Origin of the sequence: Nitrospira sp. KM1 (genome assembly GCF_011405515.1) — a bacterium.
Taxonomy (GTDB): Bacteria; Nitrospirota; Nitrospiria; order Nitrospirales; family Nitrospiraceae; genus Nitrospira_C.
Map to the genome: position 1 here is coordinate 2,221,348 of NZ_AP022671.1, position 19,153 is coordinate 2,240,500.

The following is a 19,153-nucleotide window of genomic DNA, read 5'->3' on the forward strand; positions in this document are numbered from 1 at the left end:
GAAGTTTTAGCATTCGCGGCAGACGAGCACAAGCTGGATGATGGAGAGCATGCGTTCCAAATCAACGGGTTTGCTCAGGACTTCTTGCGGCCGAAGGGCCCAGGCTTCTTCCAGGACTTCTTCGTCCTGGCTGCCCGTAATGACGATGACCGGACCTTCAAATCCGCTCTGGCGTAACCGGCGAAGCACTTCGACACCGCCCATGCCGGGCAAGAACAAATCGAGGAGGACGAGATCCGGCGCCGTGCGTTCAGTCAGATCCAACGCATGCTGGCCATCTTTAGCTCCGACTGCGCGATAGCCTCGCAAATTTAGAAATTGGACAAGGAGATCCCGCACCAGTTGCTCATCGTCAATAACCAGGATGGTTTCAGGGTTGTCTGAGCCGGATATCCCCGGTGAAGCTGCAGAGATCTCCACTCCGGACCGCGGCGTCTGTTGCATCACTCGCATGACCGCCTCAACCAGCACATCGAGTGAGAGCCCCTTACGTATGAAGTCCGTCACGCGCAATGCGCGGGCTTGATTTTCCTGTACTTCAGTGGCACCCCCGCCGAGAATGACAACGGGTGCAGCTGGATCCTGAGCCCGTATTTCTTTGAGTACCGTGAGACCATCCATTTCAGGCATTCGTAAATCGAGGATGGTGACACGCGGCACTTCACGGTGAAACAGCGTAAGGCCGTCCGCTCCGCTCGTCGCGGTCAGTACTTCATATCCATGTCTCGTGAACACGGCCTGAAGCAGTTCGCAATTCATGCGATCATCGTCAATAATCAGAATTTTAACCATAGATGGTTATCGGAGAGGATGTGCAGGCTAATTTAGCCTTTACGCCGAGCCTATCATAGGAATCCGTGAGCGAGAAGACAAAGACGGGATCTGACAGCACTACGCTTGCGTCTCACCTACCAGCGCATCTACAAACGCTTCAGGCTGAAAATCCTGCAGATCTTCAGATGCCTCACCGACCCCGATCAAGCGGACAGGAAGTCGTAATTCATCGGCAATAGCGACGACAATGCCGCCGCGAGCGGTTCCGTCAAGTTTCGTCAATGCTAATCCGGTCACACGAACCGCTTGATGAAATTCGCGTGCCTGGGAAAGTGCGTTCTGCCCTAATGTGGCATCCAACACCAGAAGCACTTCATGTGGGGCGCCGGGATATTCCTGACCCAATACTCGGCCGATTTTTTTCAACTCGTCCATGAGATTGGATTTGGTATGCAGCCGCCCGGCAGTATCGATGAGGACTACATCGGCTTTTCGGCTACGGGCCGCGGCTAGACCGTCAAAGGCCACGGCCGCAGGATCAGCTCCGTGACGGTGTCGGACGATCTCTACCCCCAGCCGGCCTGCCCAGACCTCCAATTGATCGATTGCCGCGGCACGAAAGGTATCGGCGGCAACGAGAAGAGGGACAAGTCCTTTTCCCGACAGCCGTTGAGCGATCTTGGCCAGGGTGGTTGTTTTCCCGACCCCATTGACCCCTACTGCCAGGATGACGTACGGCTTGGGGCCTTTGACGATGAGATCTTCCAGAGAATCTCCCTTTGCACCATGAAGGGTCGCGAGAAGCGTCTTCTTCAATTCCTCTCGCACTCGTAGCGACTGGGATGCATCCGATCCTTCTAAAGCCGATTTCAGGCGGTCCATGATACGATCTGCTACCCGCACTCCGAGATCAGACGAGATAAGCGCTGCTTCGAACTCTTCGATCAAAGCAGGGTCGGCAGACCGGCCGAGAAGGCGATCGAGAGACCCCCGAACGACCGACCGCGTTTTCGTCAATCCTTCACTAAGCCGCTGGAACCATCCCATTGCGCCTCATTTCTTTGTTCCGATGCATAACCGTGGAATCGGCGCGAGCCGCCGCAGCACCATATGTTCGCGCCGCCGCATACGACGGGCTTCTCTTTCAGCGGTCTCGTGATCATACCCGCAGAGATGCAGAATACCATGAACCATCAACGCTGTGATTTCCTCGTCGATCGAACGGCTGCCTAGACGCGCCTGCCGCATCGCTGTGGGCAGCGAGATGACCACGTCGCCAAGCTGCCGGACAGGGAATTCGGTCAGCGGTGAATCGGGAAATCCCATCGGAAAGGCCAGTACATCCGTCGCATAGTCCTTCCCGCGAAACTCTTTGTTGAGCCGGTGTATGCGCCGATCGCCTACAAACGCAAGTCCAAGTTCCGATGACGCCTCGCCCAATTCGAGTAAGATAGACCGAGCTATGCGCCTGATTGCATGCAGGCGTATCCGAGGAACTCGAACATAGCTCCGAAGAGACACAGGCATTAATGCGGCTGGCCTAGTGAATCTTTTGCAGGACGGGAAGACAAGGACGGACTGGAGGGGCGTGTGACAACTGAGGAGGAACGACGGCCTGGTCCAGGACCTGGGGCATGCTGTGAATGCATGGAAGGACCATTTTGATGATGCTCATAAGCCTTGATGATGTCTTGCACAAGCTTGTGTCGCACGACGTCACGCTCATCGAAATAGACAAAACGGATCCCTTGGACCTCGTGGAGAATTTCCCGGACCTCGATTAAGCCGGACACGCGCTCAGGAGGTAAGTCGACTTGGGTGATATCGCCCGTGACGACCACCTTGGAATTGAACCCCAGTCGGGTTAGGAACATCTTCATTTGCTCTGCCGTCGCATTCTGCGCTTCGTCCAAAATGACAAAGGAATCATTCAGGGTGCGGCCTCTCATGAACGCCAAAGGTGCGATCTCGATGTCACCTCTTTCAATTGATCGAGTGGCGCGTTCCATGTCCATCATGTCAAATAACGCGTCATACAATGGGCGGAGATAAGGATTGACTTTGGCATACATATCACCGGGCAAAAAACCGAGTTTTTCCCCCGCCTCGACCGCTGGTCTGGCCAGAATGATACGGCTGACTTCCCTCTTCATGAGGGCACTCACCGCCATCGCCATCGCTAGATAGGTCTTCCCAGTTCCTGCGGGACCAATCCCTATTACAATGTCGTGATTTTCAATCGCTTCTATGTATTCCTTTTGAGTGGGAGTCTTGGGGGCAACAAAGCGTTTTTTGGTCACAATCGCCGGCGAACCTGCCAGCAGTTCTTTGAGAGGAGCTTCCGGATTGTGCTTGAGCGCAGTGAGGGCGTGTGAAATATCATCGGCTTGAAGCAGCATGCCCTCATTGGCCAGCCCAGCCAACTCGGTCAGGACACGCTCGGCATGCCTGGTAGCATCCGGACTACCATCAAGCGTGAGTTCTTCCCCGCGCGCGGAAAGACGCACGCCAAGATCGTCTTCTATGAGTTTGAGGTGGCGGTCGTGATGCCCGAAGAGTACTGCGGTATTGGTGCCTTCTCTAAGCTTGAGCTTTTTCACAAAAAGGTTTCCGGCAGATAGCTCCTCGTACAATGCATTCTATCAAACGATGGAATGCGATGACAACAAATCAGCGAGGAATAAGGAGAGCGCGGCCTATGAGGCTGGAGTCGGGGCAACAGTGATGTCGAATTCCTGAAATGCCCAGCCGTGATGATCATCCCTCACGATCACTCTTACATGATATGGATGATTGGATGCCGCAGGAAGAGCCCACTGTATCCGGCCATTCCTTTCATTGATGCTCATACCGGACGGAGCAGTCTCGAGAGAGTAAGTCAGTGGATCATTCTCTGAATCCGTAGCTTGGACCGCATAATCAAATATTCCCTGCGTCGAAGCGGTCGGAGCGGAAGAAACCACCTTGGGTGGATGATTGCCCAGCGCGGCAGATTGAGCCCGCACTTCTTTCCCCGCGTTATCGCGATCGCGTGGAACGACGGATACAGTCACGATGTCATTGCGGGCATAGTCCGTCATTTCCAGGATCTGTTGATCGCCATCCTGCACGACCTGATTATTGCGACGCCAGACGTATCGGTAATGAATCTCGTCTCCATCCGGGTCGCTTGCCTCAACCGCCGCTGTCATCCGATCACCGCTCTTAGGGGCTTTGGGCTCGAGGACCACTTCGGTAATTGAAGGGGGCGTATTGCCGACGACAACATCTGCCGCTCGTTTAGAGGTGCCATCAGCTTTACCGTCGTTTGGCACAACCTCGACACTCACCCGGTCGCCTCTCTTCACATATTGCACATCAAGTGTCGAGGATGATTCTCCTGGGACCGGCATCCCGTTGACAAACCACTGGAATTGAAACTTCAGTTCGTCATGATTGGGGTCTTCCCCTTCAACAACGGCGGTAACGACACCTTCTTTCAAGATCGGATTTGGGACAACAGAGATCGTTTTCACAGAGGGAGGCCGATTTTCGGATCCGATGACCCCTTCACTGTTCAGCGATGAATCAGGCGTGCATCCGAACAACACCGCGAGCCCAGCACATAATCCAATCCGTTTAAAGTGGACAATCCTGCCCATCGTGAATGCCGCTGTTTGTAGCGGAGTTCGACTCCAGGCGAAAGACATTTGCAGCCTTTCTCCTTCCGTCAATCTTTCTGATTGATCCACGAGAGATATCGACTTGCCACGGCTGACGCTGTACCGGCATTCACGCAGTTGATCGCCCCGGTACTGGCTTGCGAACAGCCTTTTAAGCCGCTCAAACTTCCTGATCCCGTTGTCCCATCACCTTGAGCTCCGAGGTGAATCGCGACCGTGGTTGCCAATCCTTCGCCCAGGCTTGTCTTGTTGTTGATGTTTTGTCCCGTCATTCCGACTATCGGCGAGCTGTATGCGCCGCCCGTCACGTAATACAGGGCATACAGCGAACTTGATCCCGCCGCTACGCAAACGTCGCTGCTTGGCAAGAATGTTGGGAAGAATACAATCCCTCCAATAACAACCGGGTTTGCGACGGAACGTTCACTCGGCCCACTTGCCGGAACGGAAAGCTTAGTGAACCATCCCTTCTTACTTTGAACCAATGAAATGAGTGAAGCATACGTTCCGCCGGAAGCCATGGCCGGAACACTCGTGACTTGCTGAGTCGAACCACCACAGGTGCCGTTGCCGAGTTGACAAATGGTGGATGTCGACATATCGATCAACTCATTGTTTGTTGCATCATCAATACGGCAGCTGGTAATGGTCGAATCGCTGCATCCTCCTGAGCCTTGCAATACGGGGTCTTTAACACCCACTAAAAATTGAGTTGAGGTGTCGATCTTATCGCCGGAGCCACTGAGCTGTGTGTAGTAACGACCTGTTCCGGCAAAAACCCAAGTATTGCCCACTTCGTCCAACGCAAGTCCCGGCGCCTGCGGTAACGGGCCTAACGTGTTCTTCGTTGCACCGGTTGCATTCTTAAATTGATACAGAATTTCGGAAGGAGCTCTAGTTGGCGCAGGGGCCGTCCCACCGGATGGCACACCCCACAACCCGGGGTCTGTATTGCACACGGGTGAGGAGGCTTTCCAGCATCCGGTTGTGAGGCGAATCAGTTTGCCTTCCCACGGTGAGGCGTTGATGACCTTCCCGCCATAAATCACATCAGCTCGATAGTCAAGATCGCGATCGATAGATGCTAAGTCTCCTACAAACGAGTTAGGCGGACTTGAGATTGTCCCGCCAGCGTCAAAGATAGTTATAGTCGTCGATGCTGCCGAGGTCATTCGATCTTTCAGATTTACTGCATATACTTTCGCTACCTGACCAACACCGGCATCATAACTGGTCGCACCGGATCCGAATAGAACATACCATTGTGCGTCGGCATTCAAAGTCTTATCTCCACCCAATGGGCGCACGCGCACCACGCTCGGATAGCTCATTGCCAAACCGAGGTTTGTGTCCGAATAACTCCAAAGCAGTTGGGGTAATTTTTCCGGGTTAGTAACATCCAAAACAAAATATGCGCTATAGAATGTCCGTGCGGCGTCCGCTATCGTGTCGTTGTTGAAGTCGGCAGCGAATGTCATAGGGGTACCTTGTCCGCCGGTGCAGCTTCCGCAGCTTCCTCCCATGCGGAATCCGCCTATAAGAATTGTTCCCCAACCATTGGGATGATCTGCATCAGGAGTAAAAATTCTGGCGTCCGTGATCTTTGGCTTTAGGTCGACGTAATACACATGTGTGTAGGAAGGATCGGCAAGCCAACGCAGATGAGGCAACAACTCTTGAGGAATGAATGCCCACAACTCGTCGCCACGATTCATGCCGCGTCCGTCTGTAGTTGCACTATTTGAGAACCACCCATGCTCGATTGTAGGAGACGTAGAGGTATCGTCTCCTTTATTGTAAAATCCTACATTGAACGCATGAAGCATTCCATCATTCGCCCCTAAATAGGCCACCTGCCTCCGGTTTCTATATTGCTGATAGAACGGAACATACGTAGCGTCACCGTAGAGCACATCGTATCGCTCTTTCGGCCCGCCAACAACAACTGGAGTCGAATAGACCGAGTCTCCCAACTTCCAGACCATCGACGTTGACACGCCGCTATCGTTCTTTACCGTCAATGTCCGGTCACGAAGGCCTGTTATCTGGGTGCCGCGAATGAAATTTATTACGTTGGCAGCGGTAAGAGCAGCGGGTGCCCCGCTAAGATTAAGATAGCCTGAAATTTTACTCTGATTAGTCGTATCGAAGGAAATGAACTCCCCAGCCGCAGCAGTAGGGCCGGCGCTATTCACCAGTTTGTCATTATCGAGATCGACCCAGGTATAGATGTAGCGGTTCGCAGGCGGCATGATCGCCAAGCGGCGTCCCCCCTCCCAGATAGGATTAATATCTGTGATAGATACGTCGCATTGATGAGGGGCATCGTCGCAAACGGCAATGTCGGGAATCATGTCTGGAGGCACTGAGGTATCTTTATTGGGATCAGCCTTGCCATCACCGTTCTTATCTACATAAATATCCACCGCGAGTTGGTCTTTTATCGCGTCATAGCGAGTGACGACGATGCGATCTTCATCTTTGAGCACCAGACGCCCGTCACCATTCGTGTCCTCGCGGAGATTTCCATAGGCGTCGACAAAGAGCCCGTGCACATACCCGGCATACTTGACTTCACGTTCCTGCTCAAATTGAGTAGGATAAAAGTAGGATTGATACAATGCGCCCTCACCGCTGGTGGAGGATGACAAAACTGACGCTGCCGTACCGGAAGACGTCTGATTTAAGATTGCCGCAAAGGCGGCAGCCAGCCTGCCTTCCAACTCCAACGGATTCTGCGCGTAGAAATATGTGTCAGGTGTCCCATCACCATTGGCATCCCATTCAGATGTCTTGTCTGGCAGGTTGTGCCCACTCGTCGAGACCTTATCGCTATCTTTGAATCCTCCATATTTTGCTGCATACCAAAGGGGATCTTTCAAAAGACCTGCATTGGAACCATTAACTGTAAACGTACGCTCTGCCCACTGATTAGTGTACGGAGCGTTATTGGTGGCATTCCAAGTTCCATTCGGATTGTATCCATGACATTCCGTACCTGGCCCCCCGCTATTGCCCGCTCCTCCATTAGCAGGAGGTATACTGTCTCCGCAACGAATGTCGTAATACTCACCTGATCCGGTAAGAATGTTCGTCCGATTCTGTAAGGGACTGCCGTACCCAGTCGCAGAATGTCCTGAGGCAACGCCATTGATATAGAAACCAGCCCAGTTTCCATTGCCAGCTGAGGCATAGATGGGCTTGGTTTTTACCGTGATCGTATTGGTACCATTCGACTTTATATAGAGGCGGTAACGAATATCGAGGTCGTAGTCTCCTCCATATGTGGCGTCATCCCACATGATCTCATAACAAGATGTATATCCGTTGATTGTCTGCTCACCTGCGACTCCGCTCCAGTCGGCATCGTTAGCACAGATATCAAAAGCTACGAGTTGGCCCTTGTTCCCCCCAGTGGGCGCTGACGATCCCCAAGCTCCTTGCCCCGCAGTCGCGCAGCCATAGTACTTGTATGGATCAGTAGCAGGGGAAGAAGCGGACACTGCCGGACAGCCACTGTGAAATGACGGTGTAACTTGCACCTTGTTTGTTCCCACTGTGAATTCCAGAATGGGGACTGGGGCGCTCGCGACGACCGCATAGGTCGTAATGCTTTGCTTGACCAAATTTGCCGTATCATTCCCCAAAGCAGCACGCAAGTCGGTCGTTTTCGCATAATGGGCCAAGATTGGAAGATAGTAAGATCCGTACTTGTTCGGCTCTTCAGGGCACAGCCCCCGGATATTAAGAAACGTCGTCGTTGCCTTCGGAGAACAGACACTGTTGGTTGTACCGCCATTGACTTCGCCAATGAACACCGAACTAACAGGATCCAATGTATTCATTGAGGATGCAGTCAACAGGGCCGATAAGTCCAACCCTGTATCGTCTGCCGTGGGAGTGACTCGGCTGGGAGCCGAAGACCAATTCTGGGCACCTGGCAGCTGATCCGAATCGTGCGAAGGAAAGGCATCACCTAACATTAGAACAAATGGCTTAGCGCAATACTCACAAATTGCCGGCGACCCGGTGTAGGGATCTCCATAGCCCGTGTTGGCTTCGATTGGAAACGTGCTCGATGCAAACGTGCCGTTGCCTATCGCATAACTCGTTATGCTGTTATCGGGCCCATTGCCCGAGGTCTTATAGAACTGTGTGGTTGCATTTCCAGTGCTAGCCGCAAGTCCTCTGAAATATCGGATCGCTTCATAAAACATTTCAGCGAAGGGTTCGCCCCAGCTCTTGCAATTGCCTTCGGTAGGAATTCCGCCGTCTACCTGACATGTCCCATCGTTTCCGCCTGCGTTATAGCGAGAATTTGTAAAGTCGTACCCGACGATTCTAAACATATCTATTGTCTTGATAACTTTCGATGTGCCGAGAATCTGCCCTGTTCGGCGGTTGATTTCTTGACCGTAGAGATCCGCTGCCTTGCTTCGAAGAACCCCCCCGCTGAAATTTCGTTCGTAACTTCCTGAAATCAAGCCGAAGCGCATGGTGACGGTGTCATCCGCCGTCCCAACACTTCCGTTGGTATTCACTGCCATGCGTTGGAGCAATCCTTGTGGCTTATATGTATACTTGGTTGTTGCACTGGGTGAATTGTCGTCGTAATAGGTATCGCAATTGGATTCCAAGCCGACGGTCCAATCGCAAACTTTAACCGCAACACGATAAGTCGCTTTGATATCAGCAGCGACAAATACAGGATTCGGTGCCGCGGCATTACATTGCGTGACCTCCGTACTGTCGGCATTTGGAATGCTACCGTTCAGCACCATCATGTATCCCACAGTTTCTCCAACTGCACTGTTGGTATTGCAGATCGTGACTGCCGTACCGATTCCAAGCGCTGCGCTTGGAACCAAAGAACTAAGATCAGCGCCAGCATACGGTTTAGCCCATGCATGAGCATCGCGAGGTGTGATGGTTCGGGCCAATACTGTGACACCATTGTTTCCGCTCATGGCTGTACCCGACGTTCCAGGATCGTCCTGGATGCGCTTACCCCCATAGAGGACTTTACGAATAATGTCGATCCGAGCCATCGTGGCCCAATTCAGGAAATTTCCACTCCACTTGGCTGTACAATAGTGGCTATATGTCCCAGTTCCAGCGGCACTCGGGTTAAATTGTCCAGTTCCGCCGAAACCGGCTCCGCCAGAATAGTCGTAGCATTTCTTCGGGTCGAAGTAGCCGACATAGTCAATATTGTCTTTGTACGTGGTATCGACGGCCGCGTCTCCGCCTGGCTTTCCGTTGTCCAGATCGACGATATCGTTATAGCCTTTGAAAAAAAGACGATGGTCTTTCGTCATCATCAGCATGACGGCGGGCGGTACGGTCTTGGTAATGAAAGGCGGATAAGCCGTATAGTTGTTCATCGTGACTTGCGCAACCGCGGAGTGACCGACTATTCCCGATACGATAGCGACAAGGAGAGTGAACGTCAGCTTGTTCATGATCCTACCCCTCCCCATTACACCTTCGATGGAACCTGTTTGTTTCAGTCGGGCCATGTTTCTGAGCTCTTTCTAAAGACTAAAGCTTTCGTTGACAGGTTTCTCCGGTCAAAGTGCAGGCATATATCCCCACGATGCGGCTTTCCGTTCCGGTTGCCGTCAATGTGGCTCTGCAATCGACTCGATACAGCACATCCACGCCTCCACCCGCGCTTCCGGAACCGGCCCCTTCATAGCCGGCGGCGAATTGCATTCCAGATCCGGCTTTCGCCTGCACATAAAGCCGATCGATGTCGCCTTTGACTTCGTACCCATTTATATTCTGTTGGTAGTCAGGCCCAGCAGACCCACTTCCGGTTACCACGTCTGCGTCATTGTCAGATTGTCCCAAGATTTCCATTGTCAACGTAGGAGGCGTCCCCGTCGTTTCCGCCGCGGTTAAGACAGGACCGGCAGTCGACACTAAGGCGCTCGGAACAGCAGCGGCTTCGATTGTTTGCTGTATCACTTTTACTGAAGTGCTCAGACAGGACTCTGCGGCATCGGCGGCGACTTCGGTTGTGCGTTGATACCCGGCAATACGATTTTCCAGTCCGGTAATAGTGATAGCCGCGATGCCCAGGACGGTGAGGATGAGCATCACGATCATGACCATTAAGAGAGCGATGCCTCGTTCACTTCCCAGTGTGCTAACCCGACGTTGTCGCATCATCGTTGACCCTCGAGCGGATTCATTGTTCAACGTTTCGTGCAGCAACCGTCCTCGTCAACACCCGACGGCGGAATTGCTGATAGGTCGAAAGCGCATAACCTGCATCGGCTGAATGAAGATGGTCGCTGATGGTAAGGGGAGCGGCCGTTAGTACACCGCCTTGTTGCGCCTCTCCAAGGCCTTGATCCCTCGTTGTTTGCCGTGCCACCACATTGACCTGAACCAAGCGGATCGTAGCCGGATCGAATGTCAATGGCGCCCAGACGCGATTCGTCTGCCAATCCGCGGCATCAAAGGTGTTATTCGAATTCCAATCGTCAATGACACCATCCGGCACACCAGACTTAATCGCGGCATTACATCCGTCACATCCAAGAGCGAATTGGATGTCCTCTACCCCATCCACTATATTGGTAGTCGTTGGCTGGGCAGTTCCTGTATCCACCGTCCGAAGAAGGCATGGCCCGGTCGTGTCGCATACAGCGGCATCCTGACCGATGGAATAAGTAATACATTGCAGTAAGTACACTTGTGTGTTCTGCGGAAATGTGACAGGGAGGGTCTGAGCGGGACTTAGATTGATCGTTCCGCCACTGGCGGTCGTTACCTGAGCCGTCACCACACCACCGATAGATATATAGGCACCGCTGCTGTCCGCCATGCCTTCGCCTTGCATCTCGGTTACGGCAGTGGCGCTAAGATTGATAGCCGAAAAGGACGAAGACGGAGAGACGGGCACTCCCTGCGACAGTTTCCACCCTGGATTCGTACGCGGCACAATCAGGGAAATGGTATCCGGACCGTCGTCATTCGGAGCGACAGATGCAGTTGAGATTTTGTCAACCGGTCTAATTGCCGAGCTCGTACCGCTCGGAGCACAATTTCCCGCCGTCCCGCCCACGGGCACATTTGGGGTTAGGGGCATTCGAAACCCCGCAAGCTTGACATCTCGAGCAATAAGCTCCATGGCCAGTCTGGCATTTTGTTGAGTCGCCGCTGTCTGTTCGTTCGCTTTTGTGGACTTATCCGTCGTCGTCAGGACCGTAAAGCCTGCAATGATGATGATGCTTGCCACGGCAAGCCCAATCATCAACTCAACCAATGTGACGCCTGCCTCACAGAATTCAGAAGGTCGATGTTTCATACGACTCTTGCTCCGAACCGTCGCGCTACTCTGGAGCTACCACTGTCACGAGAGAGATGGTTTTGGTGGCCGACAGCGCACTCCCTGCATTCGAATTCGCAAGCCAATCAAGGCGCACGGTAACCGTGCTTCGTGTGAGTCCAGTGGCATCGACGACCGGTGGGACGGGATTGAGCGAAACGGTTCCAACGACATTTGCCAATCCTGCGTTGAGCAACAAGGTCGCCCATTGGCTACAATCGCCATTGGCCATGACGTTCGTCGCAGTTGTCGGGCACGATGTGGTTGAGGAACTGACTGTGATGTTGTGATAGGCCGTCACATTGCGTCGATTGAACTGAATACGTTCCACCATATCCGCAGCAAGATTGGTGACTTTTGTCATCTCGCTGGAGCCGATATTTTTCTTCATGGTGATGGACTGCATCCCCGATAAGGCAAGGAGCCCAATCGCCAAAATTACGGCCGCCAGCATGGTCTCAATCAATGTAAAACCTGATTGCGACTCCAGCCGTTTTATTCCAGAGCTCATCGATCCATTGTCCTCTCAATTATGGACAAGTGGCTTTTGCACACCACGACACTTTTCCAGACGGCATGACCGATACGGAGTAGGTGATCCCTTTCTCGTTCTGCAATTGAATCGTTTGGGGTACTGTCGAGGTGCTGAGTCCCATGGAAGAGAAATTCACGGTCGTCGGTCCGCCGGGCAGGGCTGTGACCCGTGGCATCAAAGTAGCCGTCTGAAAAATTGCCCGACCACCGGATGTCCCACTCACCTCAACCAGCGCTCCTGACATTTGAATCGTGACCGTGGCTTGCCGGTTTCGGTTTATCGCTGCCAGTTTTGCCAGGTTCATATCTCCCACGAGTTCCGTAACGCCTTGCTTTAAGTGATGCCCAGCCAACCAGTCACTGACAGCGGGTATTGCGATGGCAGAAGCGATTCCAATAATGGCCGTCACAATCATGATTTCGACCAGCGTGAAACCGTTTGTTTGAATCTGCTTGCAGTCCATAACGTGGATCGGGCATCTATAGATACAAAAGCCCTCACGGGTTCGAGCAAACAGCGTGCCATTTGACAGGAACAAATCATCAATCTTAAGCTATTGATTTTTATATAATTATTTACAATTTGTCTGACCATATATAGACACCTCCCTAACCTACTGACAAATTTCGTCAAGAAGAGTTCGGGTTTAGCGCCATCCAGATCGAACTGAGGTGAGGATTGTAAAGAGGACGAGGGGAGAGCAGGGAGCTTTTCTTGCCTGACGTGGATAGGTCAGGAAGCTGGGTACACAGAACTATTTTGTCGCAACCGTTCGAACTTGACCGTATGTTGTTTCACCCTGAATCACTTTCACAATCCCATCCTGAAGTAATGTCAGCATGCCGCCATTCCTGGCCAGATGAAGCAAGTCACCCGTAGGAGCTCTGGATTGGATAAGTTGCTTCATCGGAGATGAGGTAGCGAGAAACTCGTGAATCGCGACTCGACCCTTGAATCCTGAATGGTTGCAATTTTCGCAACCTCGACCGCGAGATAACCGCATGTTTTCCCCGCTTCTCTTTTCGTGAACTGGCCAATCCGTTGGTCCTGCTGCCTGGACTAACTCCTCCCACTCCTCTCGGGTAGGAGTGTACTGCTCCTTGCAATGAGCACAAATTCTTTTGCAAAGACGTTGTGCAAGCACACCCAACATTGCATCGGCAAAATTGAAGGGATCACATCCCAGATCGAGAAGTCTGATAACCGTTTCGACCGCACTGTTGGTATGCAACGTGCTGAGGACGAGATGCCCGGTCAAAGAGGCTTCAATGGCAATATCAGCAGTTTCCTTGTCCCGCATTTCACCGATCATAATCACGTCCGGGTCCGCTCGCAAAAACGCTCTCATCGCCGCAGCGAACGTCAGACCAATTTTCTGATGGACTTGCACCTGTCGTAAACCGTCTTGGGTGATTTCAATAGGGTCCTCTGCAGTCCATATTTTTCGCTCATCCGTATTGATGTGCTTAAGAATGGCATGCAACGTTGTCGTCTTTCCCGACCCGGTAGGGCCGACGCACAGGAGAAGGCCATGAGGTTTTTCTGAAAGCGCAATGAGAGAGCTCAGGGTTGCGGATGCGAAGTCCATCCCCTTCAATGACATCGGCTCTTTTGCCGTGAGAAGTCGCATGACGACATCTTCGTTGGACCCGGCGGTCGGCAGCGTGGCCACCCGCAATTCAATTTCTCGATCTCTCGCGAACTTGAATCTGATCTTTCCATCCTGTGGCTTGCGGCGCTCGGCAATATCGAGATCAGCCATAATTTTTATTCGTGACACCAGGGCTCGCCGATAGACTGCGGGGATTTTCATCGCGGTCGCACAGGTGCCGTCGACACGAAAACGGACAACCGTGTCCTTGCGTTCTGAGTACGGCTCAATATGGACGTCTGAGGCGCCAATCCGATCGGCTTCGGCAATTACGTGGTTGGCGAGCCGCACTATGGCCGAGTCATTTTCGTCGATGAGACCTGTCGAAGTGTCCGCCGTCTGAACAACGGGGATGTCATGAACCAAATCGTTCAGGATGGTTCCGAGCGGGGAAAGTTGTGCGTGTTCTCGTGCATGAGAAAGAAACTGTTCGATATCGGTTCTCAGTCCTACATTGAACCGGATTGTAGAACCTGGGAATGCGCGGCGGATATCCCAGACCTTGTCCGAATCGTTTGGGTCGCTTGTGAGAACGTCAAGAACCTGGCCTCGGCGAGCAATCGGCAGCCACAGGTGTTTTCTCAGGTATTCCTCGTTGAGTGTTTTGAACAGCTCCGCTTCAACGATCGTCCGCTCGTCATACGGAAGATAGGGGCATTGATAAAAATCACTGAGCGCACTTCCTAGATCGTGCTTGGATAAATGGCAGCGCTCCAACAAGACCGTCTCAAGGTGCTCGGAACCGTTTTCAACCTCTTCCAATGCGGCTTCAAGCCTCTCCCGGCTTATGGAACCTCGAAATACCAGCGCGTCTAATACGTTCTGTTCAATCTCCGGACGAACCCGTGCAGTTAGCCTCCCTGTAGTCTGTGTTGTGTTGCTGTTGTATGGTTCATCCTTTCTACGATTTTTACGAATGCGCTCGTGAAGGAGCAACTCCCCACCTTTCAATCGTTCGTCAGAACACGCTCCACGATCCTGGAGCACGATACACAATTGGAAGGCCAGGGAAGTGCCCTCTTGCAAAATCCGAGTTGTACCATACCTCCATCGTCGTTCCAGCCGCGTCAACTATAATATCTCCTCCCGCCATGATTGCTCCGAAGACGCGAACCGGTTTTTCTATGGTGATTGCTCCGGCAGCCCATACCAGGCCATTCATGTGAATCCCGGATAGTTGAACGGGAATCCTTGTTCCCTGACTATTCGTTCCTTCCACCGGCGGAGTTAATGTCGCTAAAGATCGTCCGGGACCATTAGGCTTTAATGTGACATGACCTTGCACAACCAGAATGGCCTCCAGGTAGTCGGTCTCAACAACGATTTTTGCAAGGTTGTCCGTTCTTGGCGGGGTTCCATCGGTCGTATCAATGAAAATGATGCCTCGATGATCTCCGGCTGTCCGGGAAAACAACACATCACCGGGCGGACTTCCCGAGTCTCCCTCCGGGGCGTCGGAAGAATGCAACAGTCCATTGGAGTCAGCTCGAAAATATGTACCGTAGCGTAGCGCGACTTTTTTGAGGGATTCATATTCCCATGCATCCACGTGGAGGCCTGGCACCGGAATCTGTCGAATATGAACATTGGAGGGCAGAATCGGATGAATACTTTGACCAGGGGGCGGAAGAGTCACAGTTACCTCGCCTCCGATCCAATACTCCGCCCAACGATCGGATAACGGGCTGTTGGGATCGTATGGCTGGCCCGTCACAGGAGCTGCTCCAGACTTCGTGACGATGTCATCAAGACTTCTCGCAACGAGGTCCCCCATAATGCGTTGATCACCCCAATGGACTCTGATTGAAGACTCACGTCCAGGCGGAAGACTGCCCAGGGACTTGCCTGCTTGTAGAGCAGCCCGAACGGACGGGATTGACAGCGCCCCAAGCTGAAGCTTGACGGTTCTAGTCACAGGCTTGCGACTACCGCTCGTAGCGGATACCTCCAAAGTGCCTAACAAACCCGGTACCTCAGGCGCATAGATTTTTACTCTGTCTAAGCGGCCATTTTCCCTTAGACTCTCGGGGAGCCCGCTCGGGGCTCCATTGAGCACCTGATAGTCTGACGTTTTGGCAGAGTCCAACAGGATGTCTGGACGGTCTGCAGTTCCTACAAATTGCGATCGACGAGCAGAATCAAAATACGAAGGTCCAGTAAGCACGTCCCCCTGACGTTTGGACAGGACCTCGGTCAACCCAGACGGCGTCACCGCAGGGTCATGGAACCATGCGACAACCAATTCCGCGGCGGCATCCGCCAGATCTCGTGCAATAGTTTCTTCTTTGATTGCTGTAACACCAGGCACATCCTGACCCGCGAGGAAAAGGGAAGTGAGACCAAGCAGAGACGTGGCCATGATGAGCATAAGTGCCACCAGAAGAACATGACCGGCATTGGTGGATATTGAACGGAGCATATAGGCTTCCTTGACGATGATGTGAATCAGATGGTTCACCGTCGTTAGAGTCGAAGAGCAATTTCCCGAACAGTCTCGAAAGCGCCGCGCGGGAGTGTTACGCTCACCACGACCCTTCGGATCGATCCACTCTGAGCAGCCATCTGACCCTTCTCATTCCAGTAGGAAAATCGCACATCCTGAATATCTCCAACCAGAACACTCGCTCCACCGTCTATCTGACGAAGCAATCTCGGCACGCCGTTGTCGTCCCGCTTGGTATAGTAACGAATGCGATTCACGACCGAGACCCAAGCTCCGGCCGGAATGGGTTTCAGAACCGGCTGCGTTACGATCAGCAGGTTCATTTGACCATTCTGAGCCAACGTCATCGCCTGACATTGATCCTGCCAGCAGGCGAGAATGGGCTTGCGTTCAGCCCATCCTCTGCCGTCAACCACAGATATGGTCGTCTGTCCTACAGAGACCGGCGTCGCGACTGTCGTTCTAAGGCCATGAATGTTAGCCGAGAATTCAACCTCATTGGTGTGGGTGATCGAGAAGCCAGTTGGTTCTGCCATATGAAGTTCCTGTTCCAACACTTCCAATGCCAACCGCAAATCCTGTTGCTGTGCTGACATCGATTGCTGATGTGAAAACTGTCTTTGAAAGAACACTAGGGCCTGCATCATGCTCCCAATCACAATCAAGCCGGCGACCATCGCGAGCAATAACTCCAGCAGGCTGGTCCCGGTTTCTCCGGATTGAGGAAACCGCTGCCCTGGGACACTGGCGTTACCCTCGTTCATGATAGAGCCATACACCGTTATTGCCCTACGAAGGACGGGTTCGAGCGGATAGTGGTGACATTGATTGCTCTGCGTCGATCTGTTTTGCCAAATTGAGCTTGTGCTTGAAGTACCACATAGCCCCATAAACGTTGAGGGCCTGTCCGGTTCGGAGAGACCGACCATGTGAGTAAGACGTTGTCTAATTCCTTTCTGGCTGAATACACACCGTCGGCAGCTTGGAGGTCTCCTTCCTGGCCATCGTCGTGCATGACAATTTCATGAATGCCATCATAATTCAGGTCATCGACCAACAACAGGTCCCACTTAGCAGCACGCTTGGCCTCAATTCGTGACTCCGCCATAGCCAGTGCACGGTTGGCTAGGACTCCTTCTCCAATCGTCTGTTCCGCTGTATGAAACGCTCCCATGGCTCCAACGAGTGCGATCGGGATCAATGCCATGGCGATCAAGACTTCTGAGAAACTCGCTCCTCGTAAAGAGCCAAGTCCAAGATAGGGTGTCATGACAGGGTCACTCGTCCAGTCAGACTTACGGTGAGCACGATTTTCTTTCCTTCTTTGTCGACGATGGCAATAGTCGTCGCCGTGGCGGAACGTCCGCTGGGGTGAAATAACACCTCCGACCCACCCGTAGGCTCATCCAGTGCAATGCCTTTCTCTGCATAGCGATAGATATCGAGCACGCCTCCCGCATCCGCACGCTCGAGCGTGATAGTTTGTCGCACCCTGTCAAACCGAACGCGCAGGCGCTCTCGGCGCGACATAGCAAGCTGTCTTGCCATCCGCAACTCACTCGCGATCTCTGTTGCCGCACTCTTAGACTGCATCCGTATCAGCATCCTGTTATAACTTGGCATGGCAATGGCCACGAGGATCCCGATAATGACCAATACTGTCATCAACTCTGTCAGCGTTCCTCCGAATGGCGGTGATTGCTGACGCGTCTTCATCTTGCTTCCAAGTCGGTCTCTTGCCGTCCGAAGCTGTTGCATCTTCCAAGACTCGTGCCTTTCTCCCACAAATAACTCAACTGCGTGCAATCCACAGGAGGAGATCAACAGACAGAAGATCTTTTGAGAAAAATCGTCGAAGGGATTATTGGCCCGAACCGGGCAGAATCTTTTGTGAGGGGGTCACGGTAGATACAGTAGCCCGCTGATTGGATACAACGGGAGCAAGTTAGTTGGCGGGATTGAGAAGATGTTGATACCAACTCAGAATCGGCTGAGAGAAGAACAAAGATATGACCGCCGCGATGACGAGGAACGGACCGAAGGGGATGTAGTCGTCTCTCTGGATTATTCTCAACCCGATCAGACCAATGCCGACCATCGAACCGACAAGTGATCCGATCATGATAGTCAGAAGTGCCGGTTTCCATCCAAGGAAGGCACCGATCATGGCCAACAATTTAATATCTCCGCCGCCCATACCTTCTTTTCCAAAGAGATAAGGACTGATCCATGCCAGAGCCCATAGAATACCGCCTCCGACCAGAATTCCTAAAATGGAGTTCCAGGGGCCGACCGGCAGGACGGTTATGGCACCAAGAAGTCCTATGAAGATTCCCGGAATCGTAATCACATCCGGAATGATTTTATGCGACAAATCCGTTCCTGCCACCACCAATAACCCTGAAAACAGCATCGCATAGAACGTTGCCGTCCATGTAAAGCCAAATACCCAAACAAGCGTTACGTACCCGATGCCGTTCAGCACCTCGACGATCGGGTAGCGAACAGAAATTTTGCTTCGGCAGAATCTGCATTGGCCACCCAAAAGGATAAAACTGATCACTGGAACATTGTCATAGGGTTTAATCGATACCCCACATTTAGGGCACTTGGATCCCGGCCACACAATAGATTCTCCTTCCGGCAGCCTGACAATACATACATTAAGAAAGCTGCCAATGAGAGAGCCAATCACCCCGACCGACGCATACATCATCCCTGGGGCCGACCAGAATTCACTCATAGCTTG

At 52.6% G+C, this 19,153-nt stretch carries 16 protein-coding genes; all 16 read right to left on the bottom strand.

The window, feature by feature from the left end:
- Window positions 1–6: 6 nt before the first annotated feature.
- Complete coding sequence (locus W02_RS10250; RefSeq protein ID WP_255458584.1) at window positions 7–792, bottom strand: response regulator; 786 nt, start codon at window positions 790–792, stop codon at window positions 7–9.
- Window positions 793–891: 99 nt separating this feature from the next.
- Entirely contained in the window at window positions 892–1,821 is a 930-nt protein-coding gene (gene ftsY / locus W02_RS10255) for a signal recognition particle-docking protein FtsY (protein ID WP_173047357.1), read from the bottom strand.
- A gap of 6 nt (window positions 1,822–1,827) precedes the next feature.
- Window positions 1,828–2,301, bottom strand: a complete 474-nt coding sequence (gene ybeY / locus W02_RS10260; protein ID WP_173047359.1) for an rRNA maturation RNase YbeY — start codon at window positions 2,299–2,301, stop codon at window positions 1,828–1,830.
- Window positions 2,301–3,374, bottom strand: coding sequence for a PhoH family protein (locus W02_RS10265; protein ID WP_173047361.1), 1,074 nt, complete (start codon window positions 3,372–3,374; stop codon window positions 2,301–2,303). Before W02_RS10265 ends, ybeY begins: the two co-directional genes overlap by 1 nt.
- A 96-nt stretch (window positions 3,375–3,470) precedes the next feature.
- A complete protein-coding gene (locus W02_RS10270) occupies window positions 3,471–4,463 on the bottom strand; it encodes an Ig domain-containing protein (protein ID WP_173047363.1) in 993 nt (330 codons plus the stop codon).
- Window positions 4,464–4,483: 20 nt separating this feature from the next.
- Entirely contained in the window at window positions 4,484–9,898 is a 5,415-nt protein-coding gene (locus W02_RS10275) for a pilus assembly protein (RefSeq protein WP_173047365.1), read from the bottom strand.
- A 79-nt stretch (window positions 9,899–9,977) separates the two neighbouring features.
- Complete coding sequence (locus tag W02_RS10280) at window positions 9,978–10,610, bottom strand: PilX N-terminal domain-containing pilus assembly protein (protein ID WP_173047367.1); 633 nt, start codon at window positions 10,608–10,610, stop codon at window positions 9,978–9,980.
- Window positions 10,611–10,629: 19 nt separating this feature from the next.
- Window positions 10,630–11,754 (bottom strand): PilW family protein, encoded by a 1,125-nt coding sequence (locus W02_RS10285; protein WP_173047370.1) that lies wholly within the window; start codon window positions 11,752–11,754, stop codon window positions 10,630–10,632.
- Between the two features lie 25 nt (window positions 11,755–11,779).
- On the bottom strand, window positions 11,780–12,286 hold the full coding sequence (gene pilV / locus W02_RS10290) for a type IV pilus modification protein PilV (protein WP_173047372.1): 507 nt from the start codon (window positions 12,284–12,286) through the stop codon (window positions 11,780–11,782).
- A gap of 19 nt (window positions 12,287–12,305) precedes the next feature.
- Window positions 12,306–12,773 carry a Tfp pilus assembly protein FimT/FimU gene (locus W02_RS10295; RefSeq protein WP_173051432.1) on the bottom strand — a complete coding sequence of 156 codons (468 nt, stop codon included), beginning with the start codon at window positions 12,771–12,773 and terminating at the stop codon, window positions 12,306–12,308.
- Between the two features lie 291 nt (window positions 12,774–13,064).
- Window positions 13,065–14,723, bottom strand: a complete 1,659-nt coding sequence (locus W02_RS10300; protein ID WP_173047374.1) for a GspE/PulE family protein — start codon at window positions 14,721–14,723, stop codon at window positions 13,065–13,067.
- Window positions 14,724–14,919: 196 nt separating this feature from the next.
- Window positions 14,920–16,380, bottom strand: a complete 1,461-nt coding sequence (locus tag W02_RS10305) for a hypothetical protein (RefSeq protein ID WP_173047376.1) — start codon at window positions 16,378–16,380, stop codon at window positions 14,920–14,922.
- A gap of 44 nt (window positions 16,381–16,424) precedes the next feature.
- Window positions 16,425–17,168, bottom strand: coding sequence for a PilW family protein (locus tag W02_RS10310; RefSeq protein ID WP_173047378.1), 744 nt, complete (start codon window positions 17,166–17,168; stop codon window positions 16,425–16,427).
- Between the two features lie 17 nt (window positions 17,169–17,185).
- Complete coding sequence (locus W02_RS10315) at window positions 17,186–17,674, bottom strand: choice-of-anchor X domain-containing protein (protein WP_173047380.1); 489 nt, start codon at window positions 17,672–17,674, stop codon at window positions 17,186–17,188.
- The gene (locus tag W02_RS21580) at window positions 17,671–18,162 is read right to left on the bottom strand and encodes a GspH/FimT family pseudopilin (protein WP_173047381.1); all 492 of its coding nucleotides are present in this window, start codon (window positions 18,160–18,162) and stop codon (window positions 17,671–17,673) included. The genes W02_RS10315 and W02_RS21580 overlap by 4 nt, the downstream gene beginning before the upstream one ends.
- 187 nt (window positions 18,163–18,349) lie before the next feature.
- Complete coding sequence (locus W02_RS10325; protein WP_370467969.1) at window positions 18,350–19,147, bottom strand: A24 family peptidase; 798 nt, start codon at window positions 19,145–19,147, stop codon at window positions 18,350–18,352.
- Window positions 19,148–19,153 lie beyond the last annotated feature (6 nt).